We start from the raw sequence: 18,183 nt of genomic DNA, 5'->3' as shown, positions 1-18,183 counted from the left end.
AGTTGCTCTCAGTAGTGGTGTCCCAGCCCGATAAAGATGACCCGGGCGTTCCCGTCAAGCGGGCTTGTTCCGTTGTAGATCTCTTCCAGGTCCAGTCCGTAGGTTCCCCTGAGAAAGAGGCTGCGGGCAAAGAGGGGAAAGCCGATCACCGAGAAGCCGGCGCTATACTGGATATCGCGGTGGCGATCGAAGGAAGAGGACTCGTGGAAATCTCCCCGGGTGTCCCGGACGTAAGCGATATCGAAGAAGGGGCCGATCTGCATCTCGAAGACGGGTCTGAGGGTCCAGACCGTGAGAAGCACATCAAGATTGAGAAATATTCCCAGGTCTCCGTTCATCTTGTCGTTCAGGATGCCCCGGGCATCTTTTGCTGCATCGTCCTGGTCATCGTCGGCACCATTAATCAGATAAAACGAAGAGAGACTCCCGCTGATTCCCAGCCGGGGCCACCCGTCGCGTCCTCCCCGGAGGAAGGCCCGGTATCCCGAGACGCGGGTGGTGATCTCCTGCTCCCAGGACTCGGTGGTGATGTTGTAGGTGTTTTCGTTTTCCAGAGAAAGGGTCAGGCCCTGGCGGTAGTTCCCCTCCCAGTTTGCCCGGCCCGCTCGCAGGCCGTGTTCAAAGCCCGCCGTGGTCCCTTTGCGTTCCTCGCTGATCCCGCCCGGGCGGTATTTTACCTCACCCTTCACCGAGGGAAGGTACCGAAGCTGGCCGAAACCGGGAAGGACTACGGGAAGATCGATCCCCGTTCCCAGGGTGAGGGAGTTGGTAAAGTAGTCGTTATCGTCCTCGTCGTCATCGGTGAGATAGCGGTACTCCTGCATGAATCCCAGGGTCCAGTCCCGTCTGAGCCAGGAGAAGTAGTATTCCAGACCGATGCCGAGTTCAAGATCGAACTCGTCTTCCTCCAGAGAGAGAGACTGCTCCATCACCAGAGCCCAGTCTCGCTGAAAGGCCTGAAAGGGAAGTTTGATCTCCGATGAAAGGGTTACGATGTTTTCATCGTCATCGGTAAACTCGTAATCCAGGTCGATGCGAAGATCCTGGAGGGTGCCAAAAAAATTGTAGTCCCTGATGCGGAAGCTCAATAATAGCCCGTCGTTGGAGTCGTAGCGAACGTAGGGAAGGGCGATTACGTTCCAGGTGTCCTGGGTTTCCACCGTCAGGTGGAGGCGCTGCGGGGACAGAGGGTCATCGTCATCCGGAGAATCGGGGGGGAGGATCTCGTAGGTTACGGAGCTGCTTTGAAGCTCTCTCTGGTTGGTGAGGAGCTGCTGTTGTTCCCGGAGGAACGCCTCAAGTGCTTCCAGGGAGGGGAACTGGAGACCCTTTTCTATATCCAGAAGCTGTTCCAGAACCCAGCGCCGGGTTCTTCCCTGAAGCGTCCAGGAAATATCGTGGATTACCAGGGGCCTCTGGTCAGCTATCGGAGTTGCCTGATCTGGATCTTCCGGTCCCGGGGATTCCCGTTGTGTTGATTCTGGTGCGGCCGGGGGCATTGCCTCCTCTGCCGACAAGCCGGGAAGGGCTCCTGCAAGAAAAAGAAGCCCCAGGGCTGTGAGAAAGGAGCGGGAAAAAAAATGTATCTTCATGGTATACCTGTCAGGTTTCAATGTATTTCCAAAACGTATCTTAAAATGTTCGCGAATAATAGCATATTTCCGGTTTGTGTCACGCAAAAACCAGCTTCTTTTCTTGAGGTTTCCCGCACTGTTCAAGGAGGAACCTGGCTGATTCTGTTGTGATTTCAGGAAGGAGTGCTTCTTCGTGGGGGGAAAACCGTTCCAGCACCCAGTCTCCCGGCTTCCTGCCCCCGGGAGGACGGCCAATTCCCAGGCGGAAGCGCCAGAAATCATTTCCTCCGCAGAGGGTGATGATTGAGCGCAGGCCGTTGTTGCCTCGATGACCACCTCCAAAAGTGCATTGAACCGTTCCAAAGGGTGTTTCCAGGTCATCGTGAACAACCAGAAGCTCCTCCAGGGGCCAGCCGAAAAAATGAAGCGCCGCTGCTGCGCTTTTTCCGCTGTTGTTCATGAACGCCAGAGGTTTCAGAAAAACCAGGTTGTCCTGGCGGAGAAACCGGCCGTGAAACTTTTCCTTCCATCCCTGCTGATCGGGAAAAAGTGAATCCATCACCATCCAGGCAAAATTATGACGACTGCGGGTGTAGGCGTTTCCAGGATTTCCCAGAAATACGATCAGTCTCGGGAAAGACGGTTGTCGAGATCTCTGCTTCATAGTAAGTAGAGTACCATGAGACCGGATGTGCGTGTCTTCCATTCACCCTCGGGGGATCCCTGGTTCAATCTGGCCGTGGAGGATTGGCTTTTTCGAAGCAACCCGCCGGGGACACAAACTCTCTTTCTGTGGCGGAACGACCCTTCCGTGGTGATTGGCCGGTACCAGAATCCCTGGGTGGAGTGCAATGTCCCCGCTATGGATGCTGTCGGGGTTCACCTGGTGCGTCGCCAGAGCGGGGGCGGTACGGTATATCATGATCGGGGAAATACCAACTTTACCTTTATTTCTCCCGCCGATTCCTACCAGCAGGACCATAACTTTCAGATTGTCTTGAAGGCCCTTTCCTGGTTCGGTCTCCAGGTGCAGCGGTCGGACCGCAACGATATTCTGGTTGCAACAGATCAGGGGAAGCGGAAAATTTCGGGAAACGCCTTCAAACATACCCGTCAGCGGTGTTTCCATCATGGAACCCTTTTGATCAAGGCCGACCTGGAGCGGCTTCAGGAGTACCTTCTTCCGTCGGAGAAGCCCCTCCGGGCCCGGGGGTCCAGATCTGTTTCCTCTCCTGTGGCGAATCTGGCGGATCTCTGCAAGACGATCTCCCACGATACCCTGGCAGCGGCGCTGAAGGAGGCCTTCGCCACCTTTTACGGGGGAGCCTGCAGGGAGGAGTACCTTGACCGGAGCAGTCTTGCTGCGTTTCCCGAGGTTGATGCCTACTACAGGAAGATGCTCTCCTGGGAGTGGCGTTATGGCGCAACGCCGGAGTTCGTTCTGGAAATTCCCCTGTCGCACCTGGAAGAATACCTCTGCGAGATGGATCCATTGGAAGAGGAAAAGCCGGAACCGGAAAAAGAGCTGAAACACAGCAGGGAAAAGGGAACCGCCGAGCTTGTTATCGAGGAGGGCAGAATCCGGCATATCATGGTACACTGCAGCGATCCTCGGCGTTTCAGGAAGGAATCGCTCCTGGGTATGCGCTGCGATGAGGTTCTTCGCGGTATCGGGCGGAGCAATAGCAGGATTGCAGGCACAGATTTGGTACACCATAGAACAGAAGGAGGAGATTTTCGTGAGTACTCATATAGGGGCACAACCGGGAGAAATAGCTGAAACGGTTTTGATGCCGGGAGATCCTTTGAGAGCGCAGTTTGTCGCAGAGAACTGGCTTTCCGACGTTCACCAGTATAACAACGTGCGGGGAATGTTGGGTTTTACCGGGCTCTGGAAGGGGGAGAGGATATCCGTCCAGGGATCCGGGATGGGAATGCCCTCCATGGCGATCTACGCTACGGAGTTGATGCGGTTTTTCGGGGTTCAGCGATTGATTCGGATAGGATCCTGCGGATCGATGCAATCAGAAATAGCCTTGCGGGAACTCATTCTTGCAGTAAGTGCCTCCACGAATTCTGCCATGAATCGCAGTCGATTTGGCGGAATGGACTACGCAGCAACGGCCAGCTGGAATCTTTTGAGAAAGGCCCTGGCTGTGGTGGAGGAGGAGGGAATACCCTTTCATGCGGGAAGCATCCTCTCGAGCGACACTTTTTATGACGATGATCCCTCCCAGTGGAAGGTTTGGGCCCGCCATGGTGTTCTTGCCGTGGAGATGGAGGCTAACCAGCTCTATACCCTGGCTGCCCGTCATGGACGTGAGGCCCTGGCGCTCCTTACGGTGAGCGACAGTCTTGTGCAGGAAAAGGAGCTGAGCGCCCAGGACCGGCAGACCGGCTTTCACCAGATGGTAGAGGTGGCCCTGGAAGTTGCCCGCAGGGCCCAGGCGGAGGCCTCCAAAACAGAGTGACCCCCGGGAGCGGGGCCTTGACCGGCTCTTGTTCCTACCCCAGAAAAAGCAGTGCTACCCCGCCCACAGCCAGAAGGGCTCCTGCCGTTTCCCTCATCGTCACAGTCTGGCGAAAGCCGATGATGGCGATGGGAATGAGCAGGATCGGAACGGTGGCCATAATTGTTGAGGCGATCGCCGTGGAGGTTTTTTGCGCGGCCAGGAGGCCCAGCGAGACACCGAGAAAGGGCCCAAAAAAGGCGCCTCTCAGGATGTGGCGGCAGGCTGGAAGGTCACGAAAGCTTGCCAGGGCGCGGCGGATTCGGCCGGTACAGAGAAAGAACAGGAGAAATGAAAGGAAACCGGCGAGAGCCCGAATCTGGGTTGCTGCAAAGGGATCGTAGTCGGGGGCACCAAACCGGCTGAGAACGAGCCCAAGGGCCTGTCCAAGCGCTCCCAGGAGCGCAAACCAGATGCCCCGAACCGTGTGAATGTGTATGGGCGTTGACGGTGCCGCTGATTTTGGGGGAGCCGACGGCTTCCCGGTGGTGACGAGGATTATTCCTGCTACGGTGATTCCCATGGCGGCAAACTGGGCTGGCTCCAGATGTTCTCCCAGAATGAGCCACCCCATAAGCGCTGTCAGTGGAGGGACCGTGGCGTAGATGAGCATGGCCATTCTGGCTCCCACGTCGACAAAGGCTTGAAAGAGAAAAAGATCTCCCAGAAAAAACCCCACAATTCCCGAAGAGGAGAGCCAGATCCAGATGTGCCAGTCTGCGTCCCGGGGAAAGAGTTGACCCTGGCGAACCATCAGGTAGGCCGTGAAAATGGGAAGGGCAAAACCAAGGCGCAGCAGATTGACTTGCAAGGATCCTACCCGTTTTCCCGCAGCTTCAAAGGAGAGACAGGTTATTGCCCAGCAAAACGCTGTGGCGAGTGCCGCCGTTTGTCCAAGGATATGTGAATTCATCCGTTGCCTGCCCCCCTAGAGTCGTTTACAATACTCGGAACAGTCATGACCGTCGATACTATTTTTTTGACCCTCGATTCTTTTGGGCTGGGGGCGCTGGTTCCTTTTTTTCTCCTTCCCCTTCTTGCCCTGGGGCTGGGTGCTGTCCACGGATTTTACGATGGCCGGCGCAGTCCCTGGTGCCATTGCTATGCCTTGATGGTCCAGGTGAGCACGGGGGCCTTTGCGTTCCTGGTTGCACTGGTGGTTCTTTACATTCTTCGGGGGGGGGATCTTGGGGATCCCGGGGTTCCCCGCGTGCTTCTGGCCTTTGCGGGAGTATCCTGGGTTGTGACGCTTCTTGCGGTGCGTCGGTCTGTGGCCTACCGGTATCTCGCCTCGGTAAAGCACCCGGTTTTTCTTGTCCTCTTTTGGGCTCTCGCCTGGAGTGCCGGTGGCAGCCTCTACCTGACCGGTCTCTGGCTTATTCCCGGACCGCCCCTGTACACGGCTCTGGTGATGGTATTCCTGGTCTTTTTTATTCTTGAACTTCTGCTTCTCATGGTCACGGCAAAATCGAGGGCTCGCCGGTGACTTCTCGGGAAGAGCGCCGCCTTGCGATTTTTCCGGATAACTGGAGTGTTCTGGTTCTGGAACGGAAGACAGCGTCCCGTGACCAACCCTGCCACCCCTGTCATGAGCTCCCCCGGGAGGAGCAACTTCGGGATCTGGGGATCGTTTCTCCTGCTTCAGCTCTGGATTTTCCCGGAAACTCTCCCGTCAGAGGCAAGGGGTTTTTCGTCGACCGCCAGCACCTTGCTCCCCTGGTGGATCGGCCCTTTCGGACGAAGGAGGGGGAACGGTTTCTTCTGATCAGTCGGCGCAACGCTCCGGACACGATGTATCCCGAGGAATGCACCATTGCAAACCAGGCGTTTCATCTGGCGTACTGGGACCGGTCCTCCCGTTTTTGCGGCACCTGCGCCGCCCCCATGGAGATGATCCCCGATGAGATGGCAAAGCAGTGCAGCGCCTGTGGGGCAACGAGCTATCCCCGGATTTCTCCTGCCGTGATCGTGGCGGTTGTCCGCCAGGGAAAACTTCTCCTGGCTCATTCTCATCGTCATCAGGGAAAGATGCACAGTGTTCTTGCAGGGTTTGTTGAGGCGGGGGAAACCCTGGAGCAGGCGGCGGCCCGGGAGGTTCAGGAGGAGTGCGGCATTGCCATAAAGAATATTCGCTACCTGGCAAGCCAACCCTGGCCGTTTCCCACGGCCTTGATGGCTGCTTTCACGGCGGAATACGCCGGAGGAGAAATTTCTCTCCAGGATGATGAGATTGTCTCGGCAGACTGGTTTGCTCCGGGGGAGATTCCCCCGGAAATCCCCGACGCATACAGCATTGCCCGGCGGCTGATCGAGCGCTTTGTCAGCGACTATGGTACCCCCCAGGATCTCCAGCATCTGTTACGTCGATGAACAAACGTAATGTCTTTAATTTACAGTTGCTAATCCTGACAAGTCGAGTTATCATTATTTCCGAGATTTTCCGAGGAGGACCAGCATGTCACACGGGCACGTAGTGGTTATCGGCGGCGGCGGAACCGGTGCCGCGATCATCCATGATTTGATACAGCGGGGTTTCACAGCGACCCTGGTGGAACGGGGAGAACTTACCAGCGGAACCACGGGAAGGCATCACGGCCAACTCCATTCCGGTGCACGCTACGCCGTGGGAGATCGGGAGATTGCCCGGGAGTGTATGGACGAGGTCCGGATACTTCAAAAGATCGCTCCCCAGGCCCTGGAAATGAACTACGGGCTCTTTGTGGCGTTGAACGAGGAAGATCTGGCTTTTGCTCCCGAGTTTGTCCAGGCCTGTCAGGAATCAACCATACCTGTTCGGGAAATACCGCTGGAGCAGGCCTTCCGAATGGAACCGCATCTGAATCGGGAGATCAAGATGGCTGTGCAGGTTCCCGATGGCACAATCGATGCCTGGCGTCTGCCGCTTCACTTCTTTGCCACCGCCCGTGTTGCGGGTGCCGATATCAGAACATTTACGGAAGTGGTGGGTATTCACAGCAAGGCCGGCGTGGTCACGGGGGTGCGGGTGCTAAACCACGCCACTCAGGAAGAATCCGATATAGCTGCCGATCTGGTGGTGAGTGCCACCGGAGCCTGGGCAGAAAAGGTTGCGGCCCTGGCAGGGATTCATATACCCGTTACGCCTGCGCCGGGAACGATGGTGGCGGTAAAAAAGCGGCTGAACAACATGGTGGTGAGCCATCTCCATCCTGCCGGTGACGGCGATATCATTGTTCCCCAGCGGGGGCTGTCCATCATCGGGTCCACCCAGTGGAAAACCGACGATCCCGATACGGTGGAGGTTCCCCGGGCCGATATCGACTACCTGACGCGCCGGGCCACGGAACTGATGCCAATTTTCGGAGAGACGCCCTTCCATGCAGCCTGGTCTGCCAGCAGGCCCCTGGCGGGAGCCTCGAGCAATATTGAGGACGGGCGAAAGCTCTCCCGGGATTTTATTGCCATCGATCACGGCCGGTCCGATGGATTGAAGGGGTTTATCTCGATCATCGGTGGAAAAGCAACGGTCCTGCGTGCCATGGGAGAAAAAACAGTCGATCTGATTTGTGATCTTGTTGGTGTCCAGGAACCCTGCCGCACCGCCGAAACACCCCTTTTGCAGCACCGGGCCTTCTATAATTCCGATCTTGTCACGAAAGGAGCGGCCTCATGAGCGATTCCCCGCAGAACGATTCTCAACACAACGATCAGCCCCAGGAGTTTCAGACCCTTTCGGGTGAACCGGTGCGAATGGTGCGGTTTCGAATCGCCCGGCCCCAGCGGGAAGAGAAGTGGGGACAGTACGTGGTGCCCGTGAAAGGCCACACCACTCTGGTGGATGCCCTGGAATGGATCAAGAGCAATATAGACCTGACCCTGATGTTCCGTCACTCCTGTCATCACGGATCATGCGGAACCTGCGGGATGATTGTGAACAACAACCAGGCCCTGGCCTGCACCACCCGGGTGATGGATCTGGTGGAGGAAGCCGAGGCGGCCGGGCAGGATCGAAAATCCTTTGCCATCGAGGTTCGTCCCCTGCAGACAATGGATCATCTGGGCGATCTGGCGGTTGATCCTGCTCGCCTTTTCAGGGATTTTCCCCGTGATGCCGATTATCTGCGCCCCAGCGAGGCAAATAAGGGGAGCGAGGTTCCCCAGGAAATCGCCGAGTACCAACGTTTTGAGAATTGCATTGAATGTGGCCTCTGTGTTTCCTCTTGTCCCGTGGTAACGATGCGGGATTTCATGGGGCCTGCCGGGCTTGCCTCCTATAACCGGGAGGTAACGAAGCACCCCGAACGGTCGGGGGAGCTGCTTCCCCAGGTAGACTCCGATCGGGGTGTGTGGGGATGCGATCGCCACCTGGCGTGTAGCCAGGTATGCCCCACAGGGGTCTATCCGGCAAAGCATATCGTCCAACTCCAGAAGAAGATCAAAAAGACAAAGCAGGAACCCGGGAAGGAATAGGAGCTCGGGGCGGCACCCGGGCCGCCCCGGAAGGTTACATTTTGTCTACCAGCATGGAGCACTTGCCCGAGGGGATAGGAAGGGTTTTTTCCTTGCCCTGGTCAAGCAGATCCAGGGTGAAATAGTAGAGTTTTTCCGATTCGTGACGAATTTCCCATCCCCGGCCGCTCTTCTTGCTGAGAATGGTGATCGTGTTGCGCCGGAGATTCAGGTTTTCGATTCCCATGATCTCCAGGGTCGGGACAACCCAGCGTACGGTCTTTCTGGGGAGACTCACCAAGAGGCCGATGACGTTCTCTATCATCAGGGCAACTGTGGAGAGGCCCACAAAGGGCAGATGCATGGCTCGGGGGAACTCGGGGTTTCCCGTCCAGGAGGCTTTTCCCTCCCGGTTTGGCCGGTAGGCTTCGTAGACGTTGCCTCGTTTGTTTCCTTCGGGATGGAGCGTATCCAGCATGCAATAGAGGTGGCGGATCGCGTACTCCCGGGCCATTTCCCACTGGTGCTGTTTTTCCAGGCCCTTGATTATCATGAAGGTATAGGGAGGAAAGACCGATCCTCGGTAGCCCTCGCCGTTTTCCGAAAAAGAGGGTTCCGAGACGGCCACCGTAGGGAAGGGGTTCTCTGTGGCAAAACCGGAGGAATCCTTCAGGTGCTCGATCATGCTGTTGGAGCGGACCTCGTTGGGGATATCCGTGAGGAGCGTCCAGAAACTTGCGGCGGTCTTGACGCCCACCCGCTGTTGCTCCTTGTTGAGGTCGTAGTAGAAGCCGCTCTTCTCGTCCCACATCTGCTGGTTAATTCGGGTTTTGAGAGAAAAATACTGTCGACGGTACCGAAACTCGATGTCCTTGTCGTTCAGGACGTGACCGAGTTCTGCCATGAAGGAGGAGTTCATGGCTTGCTGGGTATTGAAGTCGACAGGATAATAGGCCTCCTCCCGGGGGGCGTTCACCATGCCGGTGGCTTCCAGGGGGACGTGGTACATACCTGTTTCGTCCTTGAAGGTCTCTTCCAGCCACTGATAGTGGCGTTCCAGGATGGGCATGATCTCCTTGATCCGCTTTTTGTTCCCCACCTTGTGATAGAGGTTGTACTCCGCCCAGGCAAAGAGCGGCGGTGCTGCTCCCTGGGGGTTTTCCGGCGACAGGAGGGGCTCGCCCGTCTCCAGGCAGTAGTCGCTGCGGATGGCCCCGTTTTCTTCCTGGCGGTTATAGAACCCGTCAAGCTGGTTTGAGGCGGGGTAGAGACGGTTGCTGTAGACCAGAAAGAAGGTGGAGAAGATGGCATCAAACTGGTTGATCCGGTTTGATTGCGGATCCACAAAAAACCGAACCCCAAAGGGGTTTTCTCCATTCTGCTCGGCCGGATCGCGCCAGTAATCCCGCACCCATGCCCAGGTCTGTTCGTAGAGATCTACAAAATCCTGATCGTAAAAATGTACTGTTGGAAACTCTTTTTTGACCACGCTGTTATTTCCCGATTACACAAATTTCCTGACTATACACATATAGCTACTGCCCGAGGGGAAGGAACCCGAAGGGAAGGATAGAACGTACCGCACCCTGAATCATAAGTCAAACCGCTTGAGATATCCATAAAACCTATGGATTTACTTGACACGCTTATACCACATCGGCATAGTTTTTTCCATGGATCCCCAAGAGCTCAAAATAACCGCCGCCATGGCCATGCTTGAGCTGGATGAATCGGGGGTTGCCGCGCTGGCCGGTGCGGTAGACCAAATGCTTGAGTATTTTACCACCATGGCGGCAATTGATGTGAAAAATGTGGAGCCCACAACACAAATTCTCGCCGCTTCCAATCGCCTGCGCCCTGACGGGGCGCACAATAATAATCCCGCCAATCTTGCTGACGCTGTGCTGGAACAGGCGCCCGATCTTGAAGATCGCCTGATCGCTATCCCCAACGTATTGTAAGGCCAGGTACCCCGTACCGGCCCAGAGAACATTGTCATGAACAAAAAAACAGAAGCGCTTCCGCGCGAGAGGTATCGTTCCTTTCTGGAGGATCAGGATCAGAGGACAGGATCCTTTCTGGAAATAGGAGTCCCCGAGGTCTGGGACTGCGCCTCCGGGGCGACCGGCTCCGATCTGACTGACTTTCCCCTGGCGGTGAAGGATAACATCGCCGTCGAGGGGTATCATCTCACCTGCGGTTCTTCAATGCTTCAGTCCCTGAATGCCCCCTATACGGCGACGGCTGTGGAGCGGTTGGTCAGGGCAGGGGCTCTGGTGGTGGGCAAGACCAACATGGATGAGTTCGGTATGGGAAGTTCCACGGCCAACACACCTCTGGGTACAACGGTGAATCCCTGGGATCATTCCCGGGTCGCCGGCGGGTCCAGCGGAGGATCTGCCGCTGCCGTGGCGCAACAGCTGGTTCCGGTTGCTCTGGGGAGCGATACGGGAGGGTCCGTGCGTCAACCGGCGGCTTTTTGCGGTGTCTACGGACTCAAGCCCACCTACGGAGCTGTTTCCCGCTTTGGTTTAACGGCCTACGCCTCCTCTCTGGAGACCATCGGTGTTCTGGGTGCCCGCATAGAGGATGTCACAGCGGTTTTTCGGGCGATTCGGGGAGAAGATCCCCGGGATCAGACCTCGCGGGCCTGGCCCCACCAGGAGAACTCCAAAGCTGGCCCCACCGGCGCTGGAGGTTCTTCAGGGGCGATAGGCGTACTTCAGGGAGATCTGGGTCTTTCCCCCGAGGTAGAACGGAATTACCAGGCCACGAAGCAGGCCCTGACTGATCTCGGATATCGTCTGGAGCCGGTTCGTCTCTCTACTCTGGATTATGTTGTACCGGCCTATTACACCATAGCGACTGCCGAGGCAAGTGCAAATCTGGCGCGGTATAACGGAATCCGCTACGGCCATCAGCCGGCTTTTGCGGAAAACCCCGAGGAACTGATGCGGAAAGCTCGAAGCCAGGCTCTTGGCGACGAGGTAAAACTGAGGATACTCCTGGGAACGTTCGTCCTGCGCAGCGGCTTTCAGGATCAATTTTATCTGCGGGCCCAGAAAATCCGAACCCTCATTCGCCAGGAACTGGATCGGGTGTACCAGGGAGTGCAGGCCCTGCTGATGCCGGTCTTTCCCCGCCAGGCCTTTCTGCGGGATCCGGCTGATGGAATGGATTCCTTCCAGCAAAAGGTGGCCGACCGCTTTACCTGTACGGCAAACCTGGCGGGTCTGCCCTCTCTTGCCGTTCCTACGGGGCTCGAGGAGGGGCTTCCCGTGGGAATGCAGCTCATGGGTCCGGCCTTCTCGGAAGAGGATCTCTGCGGGGTGGCGCAAGAGCTCTCGGCGGTTTTTCCGCCGGAATTCCCCGATTCCTCCTGTTCCTTTGCCGAGTGGCACCAGGGCAGGGATTCAGCTCAGGGAGGTTCCTGATGTATCAGTCCTTTATCGGCCTGGAAATTCATGTACAGCTCCAGACAAAGACCAAGGTCTTTTGCGAGTGTCCCGTCACGTTCGGTGACGAGCCAAACACCAACATCTGCCCCGTCTGCCTGGGCTATCCGGGGGTTTTGCCGTCCCTGAACCGGGAGGCGATTACTTTGGGGTATCTTCTTGCCCGGGCTCTGAATTGCCAGCTTGCTCCGGTTTCATCCTTCGATCGGAAAAACTACTTTTACCCCGATCTCCCCAAGAACTATCAGATAACCCAGTACTACCAGCCTCTGGGGACGGGGGGATACATCGATCTGGAGTTTCGGAAAAAGAAGAAGAGGGTTCGTATCCATCAGATTCACCTGGAAGAGGACGCGGGAAAGATGATCCACGCCGGCGATATGTCGCTGCTGGATTACAACCGGGCCGGAACCCCGCTTCTGGAGATCGTCACCGAGCCGGATCTGGAGATCGGCGAGGAGGCTGAGCTCTTGCTTCAGGAAATGCGCAGGATCGTACAGTATCTGGGGGTCTCCGACGGCAATATGGAGGAGGGGTCGCTTCGCTGCGATGCCAACGTTTCGGTGAATCTCCGGGGACAGGGCCTGGGGCAAAAGGTGGAGATAAAAAATCTCAACAGTTCGCGTTTTGTTCGCAAGGCTCTGACCTACGAGATCGCCCGGCACCAGGAGATTCTTGATCGCGGTGGTACGGTGACCCAGGAAACGCGTCTCTGGAACGAGAATCGCGATCAGAGTTCGAGTATGCGCAGCAAGGAACTCGCCCACGATTACCGCTACTTTCCCGAGCCGGATCTCCCGCCGTTCCGGGCCGATGAGGATTTTCTTGAGGGGCTTCAGGATCGCCTGGTGGAGCTTCCCGCAGTGCGGCGGGCCCGCTTTCGCGAATGGTGGGGGTTCTCGGCAAGCCAGGCCGATTTTCTCTGCGACGAGAAGAGCACCGCCGATTTTTTTGAGGCAGTTGTGGATGCCGGCGGAGCTCCCGATCAGGCCCTGGTCTGGCTGGCCGGGGATGTCCGGAAAATTCTGAACCGAACGGGCGGGACCCTTTCGGCCTCGCCCCTGACGCCACAGCGACTGGCAGAACTTCTGAACCTCCTTGCCCAGGGGACGATTCACGGAAAAATTGCCAAGCAGACCCTGGAGCAGGTTTTTCTGGAGGACAAGAACCCGCTGGTCATCATCCAGGAACGGGGCTGGAAACAGCTCTCGACTCGGGAGGAGCTGGAACCATTTCTGCAACAGGTTCTGAAGGAAAACCTCTTCCCCGTGGAGGAGATTCGCCAGGGAGAAACCAAACCGCTGGGATTTCTCATGGGGAAGGTGATGAAGGCTACCGGCGGCAGGGCAGAGCCGGGCGCTGCCCAGGCCCTGTTGCAGGAGATGATCAACGCTCCCCGCAGGGTGTCGTCGATTCAGGTCCTCTCCTTTGGTGGGGCCATAGCGGGTGTACGCCGGGAGGACGGGCTCATTGAGCCGGGGGATCTGGTAAGCCTGGCCCGGCTCTTTGAGGCCGATCCGGATCTGCCCGATTCGATTGTCTTTGACGAGGTCCGGTTGGGGCAGTTTTTGAGCGAAGAGATTACCCCTGCCGATTGGGCTGCCCTGGTGAGTCGTATCGCCGAGACGCTTGATCGTGGCGGTGTTCAGGGGATCGTGATCGCCCATGGTACCGATACCCTGGCGTACACGGCCAGCCTGGTTCACTGGTTTTTTGCTGATACACCGGTACCGATCGTGCTTACAGCGGGTGAAGGTCCGCCCGAGGAGAATTCTCCGGGAGGATCCGGGGCCAACTTGCGCTCGGCTGTGATCTGTGCCGCCGGTGGCAGCGCCGGGGTTCATGTAGTCTACGGTGACGACGACTTTCTGCCTCTCAATCTCAGGTTCGAGCGGATTGATTCCGGGGGGGCCAACTCGTTTCGTACCTGGAACCCCGAGGATCTCACGCGCAGCGGTCCATCGCTGGCCCCGGTGGCGCGAAGCTCTTCCTGTGAGGATTTGACGAGGCTCCTGGAAGAGGTCCTGGGCCAGACCTGTATTGTTCGGGTCTACCCGGGAATGCGGGGTGATATCCTGATAACCCTGATGGATGCCGGTATTCGGGCTTTTGTGCTGGAGATCTTTGACAGGGGAACTGCAAGCCTCCGGGAAGGTCCCTTCTCGCTTCGCGGTGCTCTGGAGCAGGGACGGGAGCGGGGGATCCTCTTTTTCTGCACCTCCCAGCAGGAGGGTGTGGTGGACTTTTCCGAGTACGTCACGGCCCACGCTCTCTGGCGGGAAGGGGCTGTTCCCATGGGGGGGCTGACCACGGAAAGTGCCTTCACGCGCCTGGTGGTGGCCCAGCTTGAGGTGCTCTGCGAGGGCGAGACCCAATCCCGGGAGGCCCAGCGCGAAGGTGTTCTGGCCCTGATGGACGTCTGATGCAGGGCCTGGGGCTGGTGAAGTTATAGAAAAGGAGAGAGCCATGAGAGTACTTGCTTGCGATATACCTTCCCGGGAAGGAGATTCCGCAGAGGTTTGCGGATGGGTTCACCGGATCCGGAATCTGGGGGGTATCACCTTCGTGCTTCTGCGAGACCGTTCCGGCATGGTGCAGCTGGTCTACGATGAAGAGCCGTCCTTCGGTCAGGAGACGGTGGTTCGGGTTCGCGGCACCGTGGGGGCCAGTGAAAAGGCGCCTGGGGGGTACGAGATCCGGGCTGAATCTACGGAGGTTTTGGGCCTTGTTGCCGCCGAGTTACCCCTGCCGGTGAACAAGGAGCTGGATCAGGTTGGTCTTGAGACGATTTTGGACCATCGGGTGGTGTCCCTGCGAAATCCCCGAATACGGCGCATTTTCGAGGTCCAGTCAGAGCTTCTGGCGGCTTTTTCGTCGGCCCTGCGAAAACGGGGATTTACGGAGGTAAAGTCGAGCAAGCTCATCGGTTCCGGTACCGAGGGCGGCACGGGGCTCTTTTCGGTGGATTATTTTGGTGAGACCCTTTATCTGGCCCAGAGCCCCCAGTTTTACAAGCAGGCTATGGTTGCAAGCGGCCTGGAACGGGTTTTTGAGATCGGTGCTGCCTACCGGGCCGAAAAACACGATACGGCCCGCCATCTGAACGAGTATGTCTCACTGGACGTGGAAATGGCCTTTATCGATTCCGACTCGGATCTGATGGATCTGGAGACGGAGATTCTGGGCGAGATGTTTCAGTCCCTGACAGAGAATCACGGAAAAACCCTGGAAGAATACGGAGCGCGGGTCCCCGGGGCGGAGGAGTTCCAGAAGACTCCCCGGGTGACCTACGACGAGGCACGGCAGATCCTGAAAGAACGTACCGGAAAGAGTGTTTTTGAGATTACCCCCGAGGGAGAACGCGAGCTCTGCCAGTGGGCTCTGGACGAGGAGGGAGTGGAGGCGGTCTTTGTAACGGCTTTTCCCCGCAAAAAGCGGCCTTTCTACACCTATCCGGAGGGAATGAAAACCCGAAGCTTCGATCTCCTCTTTCGCGGACTGGAAATTACCACGGGGGGACAGCGGATTCACCGCTACCAGGAGCTTCTGGATACGCTTCCCCGCTTTGGTCTTACCGAAGAGGGTCTTGGCGATTATTGCTCCGTTTTCCGGTACGGCTGTCCGCCCCACGGGGGGTTTGCAATCGGCCTGGAGCGGCTTACCCAGAAAATACTGGGTCTCCAGAACGTGAAGGAGGCCTCGCTCTTTCCCCGGGACCGAAAACGGGTGCGTCCCTGAGGCGCACCCCCGCGGGGTTCATGAGAACCAGGTTTTTCTGGTAGTCTGGTGTTCCTATGAGTATTTACGCAGCGGCGGTCACGCTATTTCTGGTGGTCGATCCCCTGGGAAACATCCCGATTTTTCTGGGACTCCTGGGTAACGTGGACCCCGCCCGGAGAAAGGCAATCATTCTGCGCGAGATGGTCATTGCCCTGGCCATCCTCTCGGCTTTTCTCTTCTTCGGAAAATATATTCTCCAGGGAATGCATATATCCCAGCCCGCCCTGAGCATCGGCGGCGGGGTGATCCTCTTTCTGATCGCCCTCCGCATGATCTTTCCCCACCATGTTATTCCCGCCACAGAGGGGAACAGCACTCCCGGAGCACAATCTGCCGAGGAACCTCTGGTGGTTCCCATGGCGGTTCCCTTGATCGCCGGTCCTTCCACCATGGCCACGCTGATTCTTCTGGCCACGCAGCACCCGGATCGGATCATGGACTGGTTTCTGGCACTTCTTGTGGCCTGGCTTTGCGCAGCCCTGGTGCTGTTCTCGGCCGAAGGGTTGCGGCGTGTTCTGGGCCGTCGGGGGCTGGCTGCGGTGGAACGGCTTATGGGCATGATCCTTACCACCATGGCGGTGCAGATGCTCCTGGGCGGGGTTGAGATGTTTGTGGAAAACCTGGGTATTGTGGGTCTCTAGCCTGAGGCCAGGGCTATTGAGCCCCGGCCTTTGAAAGAACCCGCATGATTTCCGGCAGAAGCTGCTTCTTTCGGGAGAGGACTCCCGAAAGATCGAAGGTTCGTTCTGCCTGCTTCCGGAAGGGGAGGAGTGTTTCTCCCGCAGGATAGCCGCTGGAAAGAAGCAGGCTGTCCCGTTTGATCACGTCCGTTACCATGAGCATGGCCCAGTCGATACGCTTCTGGTTGGCCACATCCTCCAGGGCCTGGAGCAGTCGATCACGATAGGAGGCGGAGTCGCTCAAGGTGGTTACCTCCACCTGTCCGATACCAAAGGGAATGCCCTTTTGCTCGTAGAGTTTGAAGTCCGAGAGGATGATCTCCTGGGGTTCCCGCTGGCCCAGGGCTTTTATCTGGGCAAAAAGTTTCTGGGCGTGCTCTGCGGCGGAGATGCTCGTGATTGTCTCAAGACGAAGAATGGCCCGCCGGTCTGCTTCGGTGGTGGTGGGAGACTGAAGATTCACCGTATCGGAGATAATACCCGACAGGAGGAGCAGGGCAATATCGGGTTCGATGGCAAATCCTCGGGCCGAGAACTCTTCGTAGATAAGCGTGCAGGTGCTGCCCACAACACGGGTTGTCACCTCGATGGGGCTGTTTGTGGAGGGAGGGGCAAGACGATGATGATCGACTATCTCCAGAAGTTCCGCCTGCTCCGCGCCGTCCACGGCCTGAGAGAGCTCGTTGTGATCCACCATGATGAGTTTTGGCCGGGGGCGTTCGATAAAGGACCGGCGGCTCACGATACCGATAAACTCCTCCCCCTCAAAGACGGGAAGCCCCCGGTAGGAGGAGCTCAGGAGGAGCGCTTTTGCCTCATCGAAGGGCATATCTGCCTGCAGACGGGGCACCTGAGTGTCCATGATGGTGGAGACCGGTGAGCTCAGGCGAAGCATCCTGATCGACTCGGCTGTATCGGTTTCGGAGAGAAAAACGGATCCCTTGTATCCTTTAATCAGTTTTTCAATCTCCCGGGGCGACGTTATTCCCGTGAGAACGATCGCAGGGAACTGATTCTTCACGGCGCAGGCAATAATCTCCGGTATGTGGCCCACCACCAGTAGCGGAGGCGACTCCATGCGCTTCAGGCGTTTCAGGGACTGCTCCACCGGCATTGCCGAGGTGACCAGTGAAGCATCAAAGCGGTTTTGTGCGCCCCGCTGAAGGAGTGTTCCCGGCAGGACCTTCTCGAAGTTTTCCACAAGAAAGGTATAGATCGGACGGTGCTCCTGGTTTTGAGACGCCACGTAGGAGGTGATCTCGTTTACGCCTACCATGGCTGCAAAGGTTGAGTCCTGGGCAATAACGGGGACGGAGCTGATGGTTCGTATCTTGACGGCGTTGAAAACCTCCAGCACTGGATCGTCGGGAGCGATCAGTACGGGGCTTCGGCGTGCCACGAGCCCCACTGTGGGAGCGATCGTATCGTAGTGGGGAGGAACGGAAATCCCGGCCTGGGCAAAGACTTCCTGGATCTGATCGCTCAGAGGACCGCTGCGAATGGGCAGATAGGTAAAGCCCGGGTTCAGGCGTTGCTTTAGTGCGGCGTAGCAATGGGCTGCACAGGTGCTGTCCATGTCAGGATTCTTGTGTCCTGCAACAAATACTCGTTCCAAGGTGGTTCTCCGCATATTTAAAATCTTGTAGAAATCCAAGACTATCACAGGTTCCGCCGGGATGTCTCTTGGGTACCGGGGGGACGATAGTTCGAGGCGCCAAATTATCACATTATCTGAATATCTGCTCTTTTTCTTGAT

The 18,183-nt window shown here is 57.2% G+C and carries 16 protein-coding genes; 11 read left to right on the top strand and 5 right to left on the bottom strand.

The window, feature by feature from the left end; genetic code table 11:
* Positions 1-8: 8 nt before the first annotated feature.
* Positions 9-1,592 (bottom strand): BamA/TamA family outer membrane protein, encoded by a 1,584-nt coding sequence (locus tag BW950_RS14895; protein WP_076488063.1) that lies wholly within the window; start codon positions 1,590-1,592, stop codon positions 9-11.
* Between the two features lie 79 nt (positions 1,593-1,671).
* Positions 1,672-2,238, bottom strand: a complete 567-nt coding sequence (gene pth / locus BW950_RS04290; protein WP_076488062.1) for an aminoacyl-tRNA hydrolase — start codon at positions 2,236-2,238, stop codon at positions 1,672-1,674.
* 15 nt (positions 2,239-2,253) lie between these two features.
* Here pth and BW950_RS04285 point away from each other — a divergent pair, with 15 nt between their 5' ends.
* Together BW950_RS04285 and deoD are read left to right on the top strand one after the other, a co-directional pair.
* Positions 2,254-3,354: a lipoyl protein ligase domain-containing protein gene (locus BW950_RS04285; RefSeq protein WP_083943714.1), complete on the top strand. Its 1,101-nt coding sequence runs from the start codon at positions 2,254-2,256 to the stop codon at positions 3,352-3,354.
* Positions 3,314-4,045, top strand: coding sequence for a purine-nucleoside phosphorylase (deoD, locus tag BW950_RS04280; RefSeq protein WP_076488060.1), 732 nt, complete (start codon positions 3,314-3,316; stop codon positions 4,043-4,045). The genes BW950_RS04285 and deoD overlap by 41 nt, the downstream gene beginning before the upstream one ends.
* 34 nt (positions 4,046-4,079) lie before the next feature.
* On the opposite strand, the gene BW950_RS04275 is transcribed toward deoD, so the two are convergent.
* Entirely contained in the window at positions 4,080-4,997 is a 918-nt protein-coding gene (locus tag BW950_RS04275; protein WP_076488059.1) for a DMT family transporter, read from the bottom strand.
* A 45-nt stretch (positions 4,998-5,042) separates the two neighbouring features.
* On the opposite strand from BW950_RS04275, the gene BW950_RS04270 reads away from it, so the two are divergent.
* From BW950_RS04270 to BW950_RS04255, 4 genes are all read left to right on the top strand, one after another.
* Complete coding sequence (locus BW950_RS04270) at positions 5,043-5,570, top strand: hypothetical protein (protein ID WP_076488058.1); 528 nt, start codon at positions 5,043-5,045, stop codon at positions 5,568-5,570.
* The gene (gene nudC, locus BW950_RS04265) at positions 5,567-6,454 is read left to right on the top strand and encodes an NAD(+) diphosphatase (RefSeq protein WP_076488057.1); all 888 of its coding nucleotides are present in this window, start codon (positions 5,567-5,569) and stop codon (positions 6,452-6,454) included. The genes BW950_RS04270 and nudC overlap by 4 nt, the downstream gene beginning before the upstream one ends.
* An 85-nt stretch (positions 6,455-6,539) precedes the next feature.
* The gene (locus tag BW950_RS04260) at positions 6,540-7,736 is read left to right on the top strand and encodes an FAD-dependent oxidoreductase (RefSeq protein ID WP_076488056.1); all 1,197 of its coding nucleotides are present in this window, start codon (positions 6,540-6,542) and stop codon (positions 7,734-7,736) included.
* Positions 7,733-8,533 (top strand): succinate dehydrogenase/fumarate reductase iron-sulfur subunit, encoded by an 801-nt coding sequence (locus BW950_RS04255; RefSeq protein WP_076488055.1) that lies wholly within the window; start codon positions 7,733-7,735, stop codon positions 8,531-8,533. The genes BW950_RS04260 and BW950_RS04255 overlap by 4 nt, the downstream gene beginning before the upstream one ends.
* 34 nt (positions 8,534-8,567) lie before the next feature.
* Here the strand turns inward: BW950_RS04255 and BW950_RS04250 are convergent, their stop codons facing one another.
* Positions 8,568-10,001: an MGH1-like glycoside hydrolase domain-containing protein gene (locus tag BW950_RS04250; RefSeq protein ID WP_076488054.1), complete on the bottom strand. Its 1,434-nt coding sequence runs from the start codon at positions 9,999-10,001 to the stop codon at positions 8,568-8,570.
* A 148-nt stretch (positions 10,002-10,149) separates the two neighbouring features.
* Between BW950_RS04250 and gatC the strand changes: the two genes are divergently transcribed.
* From gatC to BW950_RS04225, 5 genes are read left to right on the top strand one after another with little or no spacing between them, the layout of a single operon-like run.
* Complete coding sequence (gatC, locus tag BW950_RS04245) at positions 10,150-10,473, top strand: Asp-tRNA(Asn)/Glu-tRNA(Gln) amidotransferase subunit GatC (protein ID WP_143559116.1); 324 nt, start codon at positions 10,150-10,152, stop codon at positions 10,471-10,473.
* Between the two features lie 36 nt (positions 10,474-10,509).
* Positions 10,510-11,946 (top strand): amidase family protein, encoded by a 1,437-nt coding sequence (locus BW950_RS04240; RefSeq protein ID WP_076488052.1) that lies wholly within the window; start codon positions 10,510-10,512, stop codon positions 11,944-11,946.
* Positions 11,946-14,390: an Asp-tRNA(Asn)/Glu-tRNA(Gln) amidotransferase subunit GatB gene (gatB, locus tag BW950_RS04235; protein ID WP_076488051.1), complete on the top strand. Its 2,445-nt coding sequence runs from the start codon at positions 11,946-11,948 to the stop codon at positions 14,388-14,390. Before BW950_RS04240 ends, gatB begins: the two co-directional genes overlap by 1 nt.
* A 43-nt stretch (positions 14,391-14,433) precedes the next feature.
* Positions 14,434-15,705 carry an aspartate--tRNA(Asn) ligase gene (gene aspS, locus BW950_RS04230; protein ID WP_076488050.1) on the top strand — a complete coding sequence of 424 codons (1,272 nt, stop codon included), beginning with the start codon at positions 14,434-14,436 and terminating at the stop codon, positions 15,703-15,705.
* A 56-nt stretch (positions 15,706-15,761) separates the two neighbouring features.
* On the top strand, positions 15,762-16,388 hold the full coding sequence (locus BW950_RS04225; RefSeq protein ID WP_076488049.1) for a MarC family protein: 627 nt from the start codon (positions 15,762-15,764) through the stop codon (positions 16,386-16,388).
* A gap of 13 nt (positions 16,389-16,401) precedes the next feature.
* On the opposite strand, the gene BW950_RS04220 is transcribed toward BW950_RS04225, so the two are convergent.
* Entirely contained in the window at positions 16,402-18,042 is a 1,641-nt protein-coding gene (locus tag BW950_RS04220; protein ID WP_076488145.1) for a putative manganese-dependent inorganic diphosphatase, read from the bottom strand.
* Positions 18,043-18,183 lie beyond the last annotated feature (141 nt).

This window comes from Alkalispirochaeta americana (assembly GCF_900156105.1).
Lineage (GTDB): Bacteria > Spirochaetota > Spirochaetia > DSM-27196 > Alkalispirochaetaceae > Alkalispirochaeta > Alkalispirochaeta americana.
The sequence above is the reverse complement of the archived record's forward strand: the minus strand, read 5'-3'. Positions and strand labels throughout refer to the sequence as shown.

What these genes read in the sequence shown, in the direction of transcription:
- aspS (WP_076488050.1), top strand. Translation starts at nt 14,434, where the DNA reads ATGAGAGTACTTGCTTGCGATATACCTTCCCGGGAAGGAGATTCCGCA.
- BW950_RS04240 (WP_076488052.1), top strand. Translation starts at nt 10,510, where the DNA reads ATGAACAAAAAAACAGAAGCGCTTCCGCGCGAGAGGTATCGTTCCTTT.
- BW950_RS04255 (WP_076488055.1), top strand. Translation starts at nt 7,733, where the DNA reads ATGAGCGATTCCCCGCAGAACGATTCTCAACACAACGATCAGCCCCAG.
- gatB (WP_076488051.1), top strand. Translation starts at nt 11,946, where the DNA reads ATGTATCAGTCCTTTATCGGCCTGGAAATTCATGTACAGCTCCAGACA.
- BW950_RS04270 (WP_076488058.1), top strand. Translation starts at nt 5,043, where the DNA reads ATGACCGTCGATACTATTTTTTTGACCCTCGATTCTTTTGGGCTGGGG.
- BW950_RS04225 (WP_076488049.1), top strand. Translation starts at nt 15,762, where the DNA reads ATGAGTATTTACGCAGCGGCGGTCACGCTATTTCTGGTGGTCGATCCC.
- BW950_RS04275 (WP_076488059.1), bottom strand. Translation starts at nt 4,997, where the DNA reads ATGAATTCACATATCCTTGGACAAACGGCGGCACTCGCCACAGCGTTT.
- BW950_RS14895 (WP_076488063.1), bottom strand. Translation starts at nt 1,592, where the DNA reads ATGAAGATACATTTTTTTTCCCGCTCCTTTCTCACAGCCCTGGGGCTT.
- pth (WP_076488062.1), bottom strand. Translation starts at nt 2,238, where the DNA reads ATGAAGCAGAGATCTCGACAACCGTCTTTCCCGAGACTGATCGTATTT.
- BW950_RS04260 (WP_076488056.1), top strand. Translation starts at nt 6,540, where the DNA reads ATGTCACACGGGCACGTAGTGGTTATCGGCGGCGGCGGAACCGGTGCC.
- BW950_RS04285 (WP_083943714.1), top strand. Translation starts at nt 2,254, where the DNA reads ATGAGACCGGATGTGCGTGTCTTCCATTCACCCTCGGGGGATCCCTGG.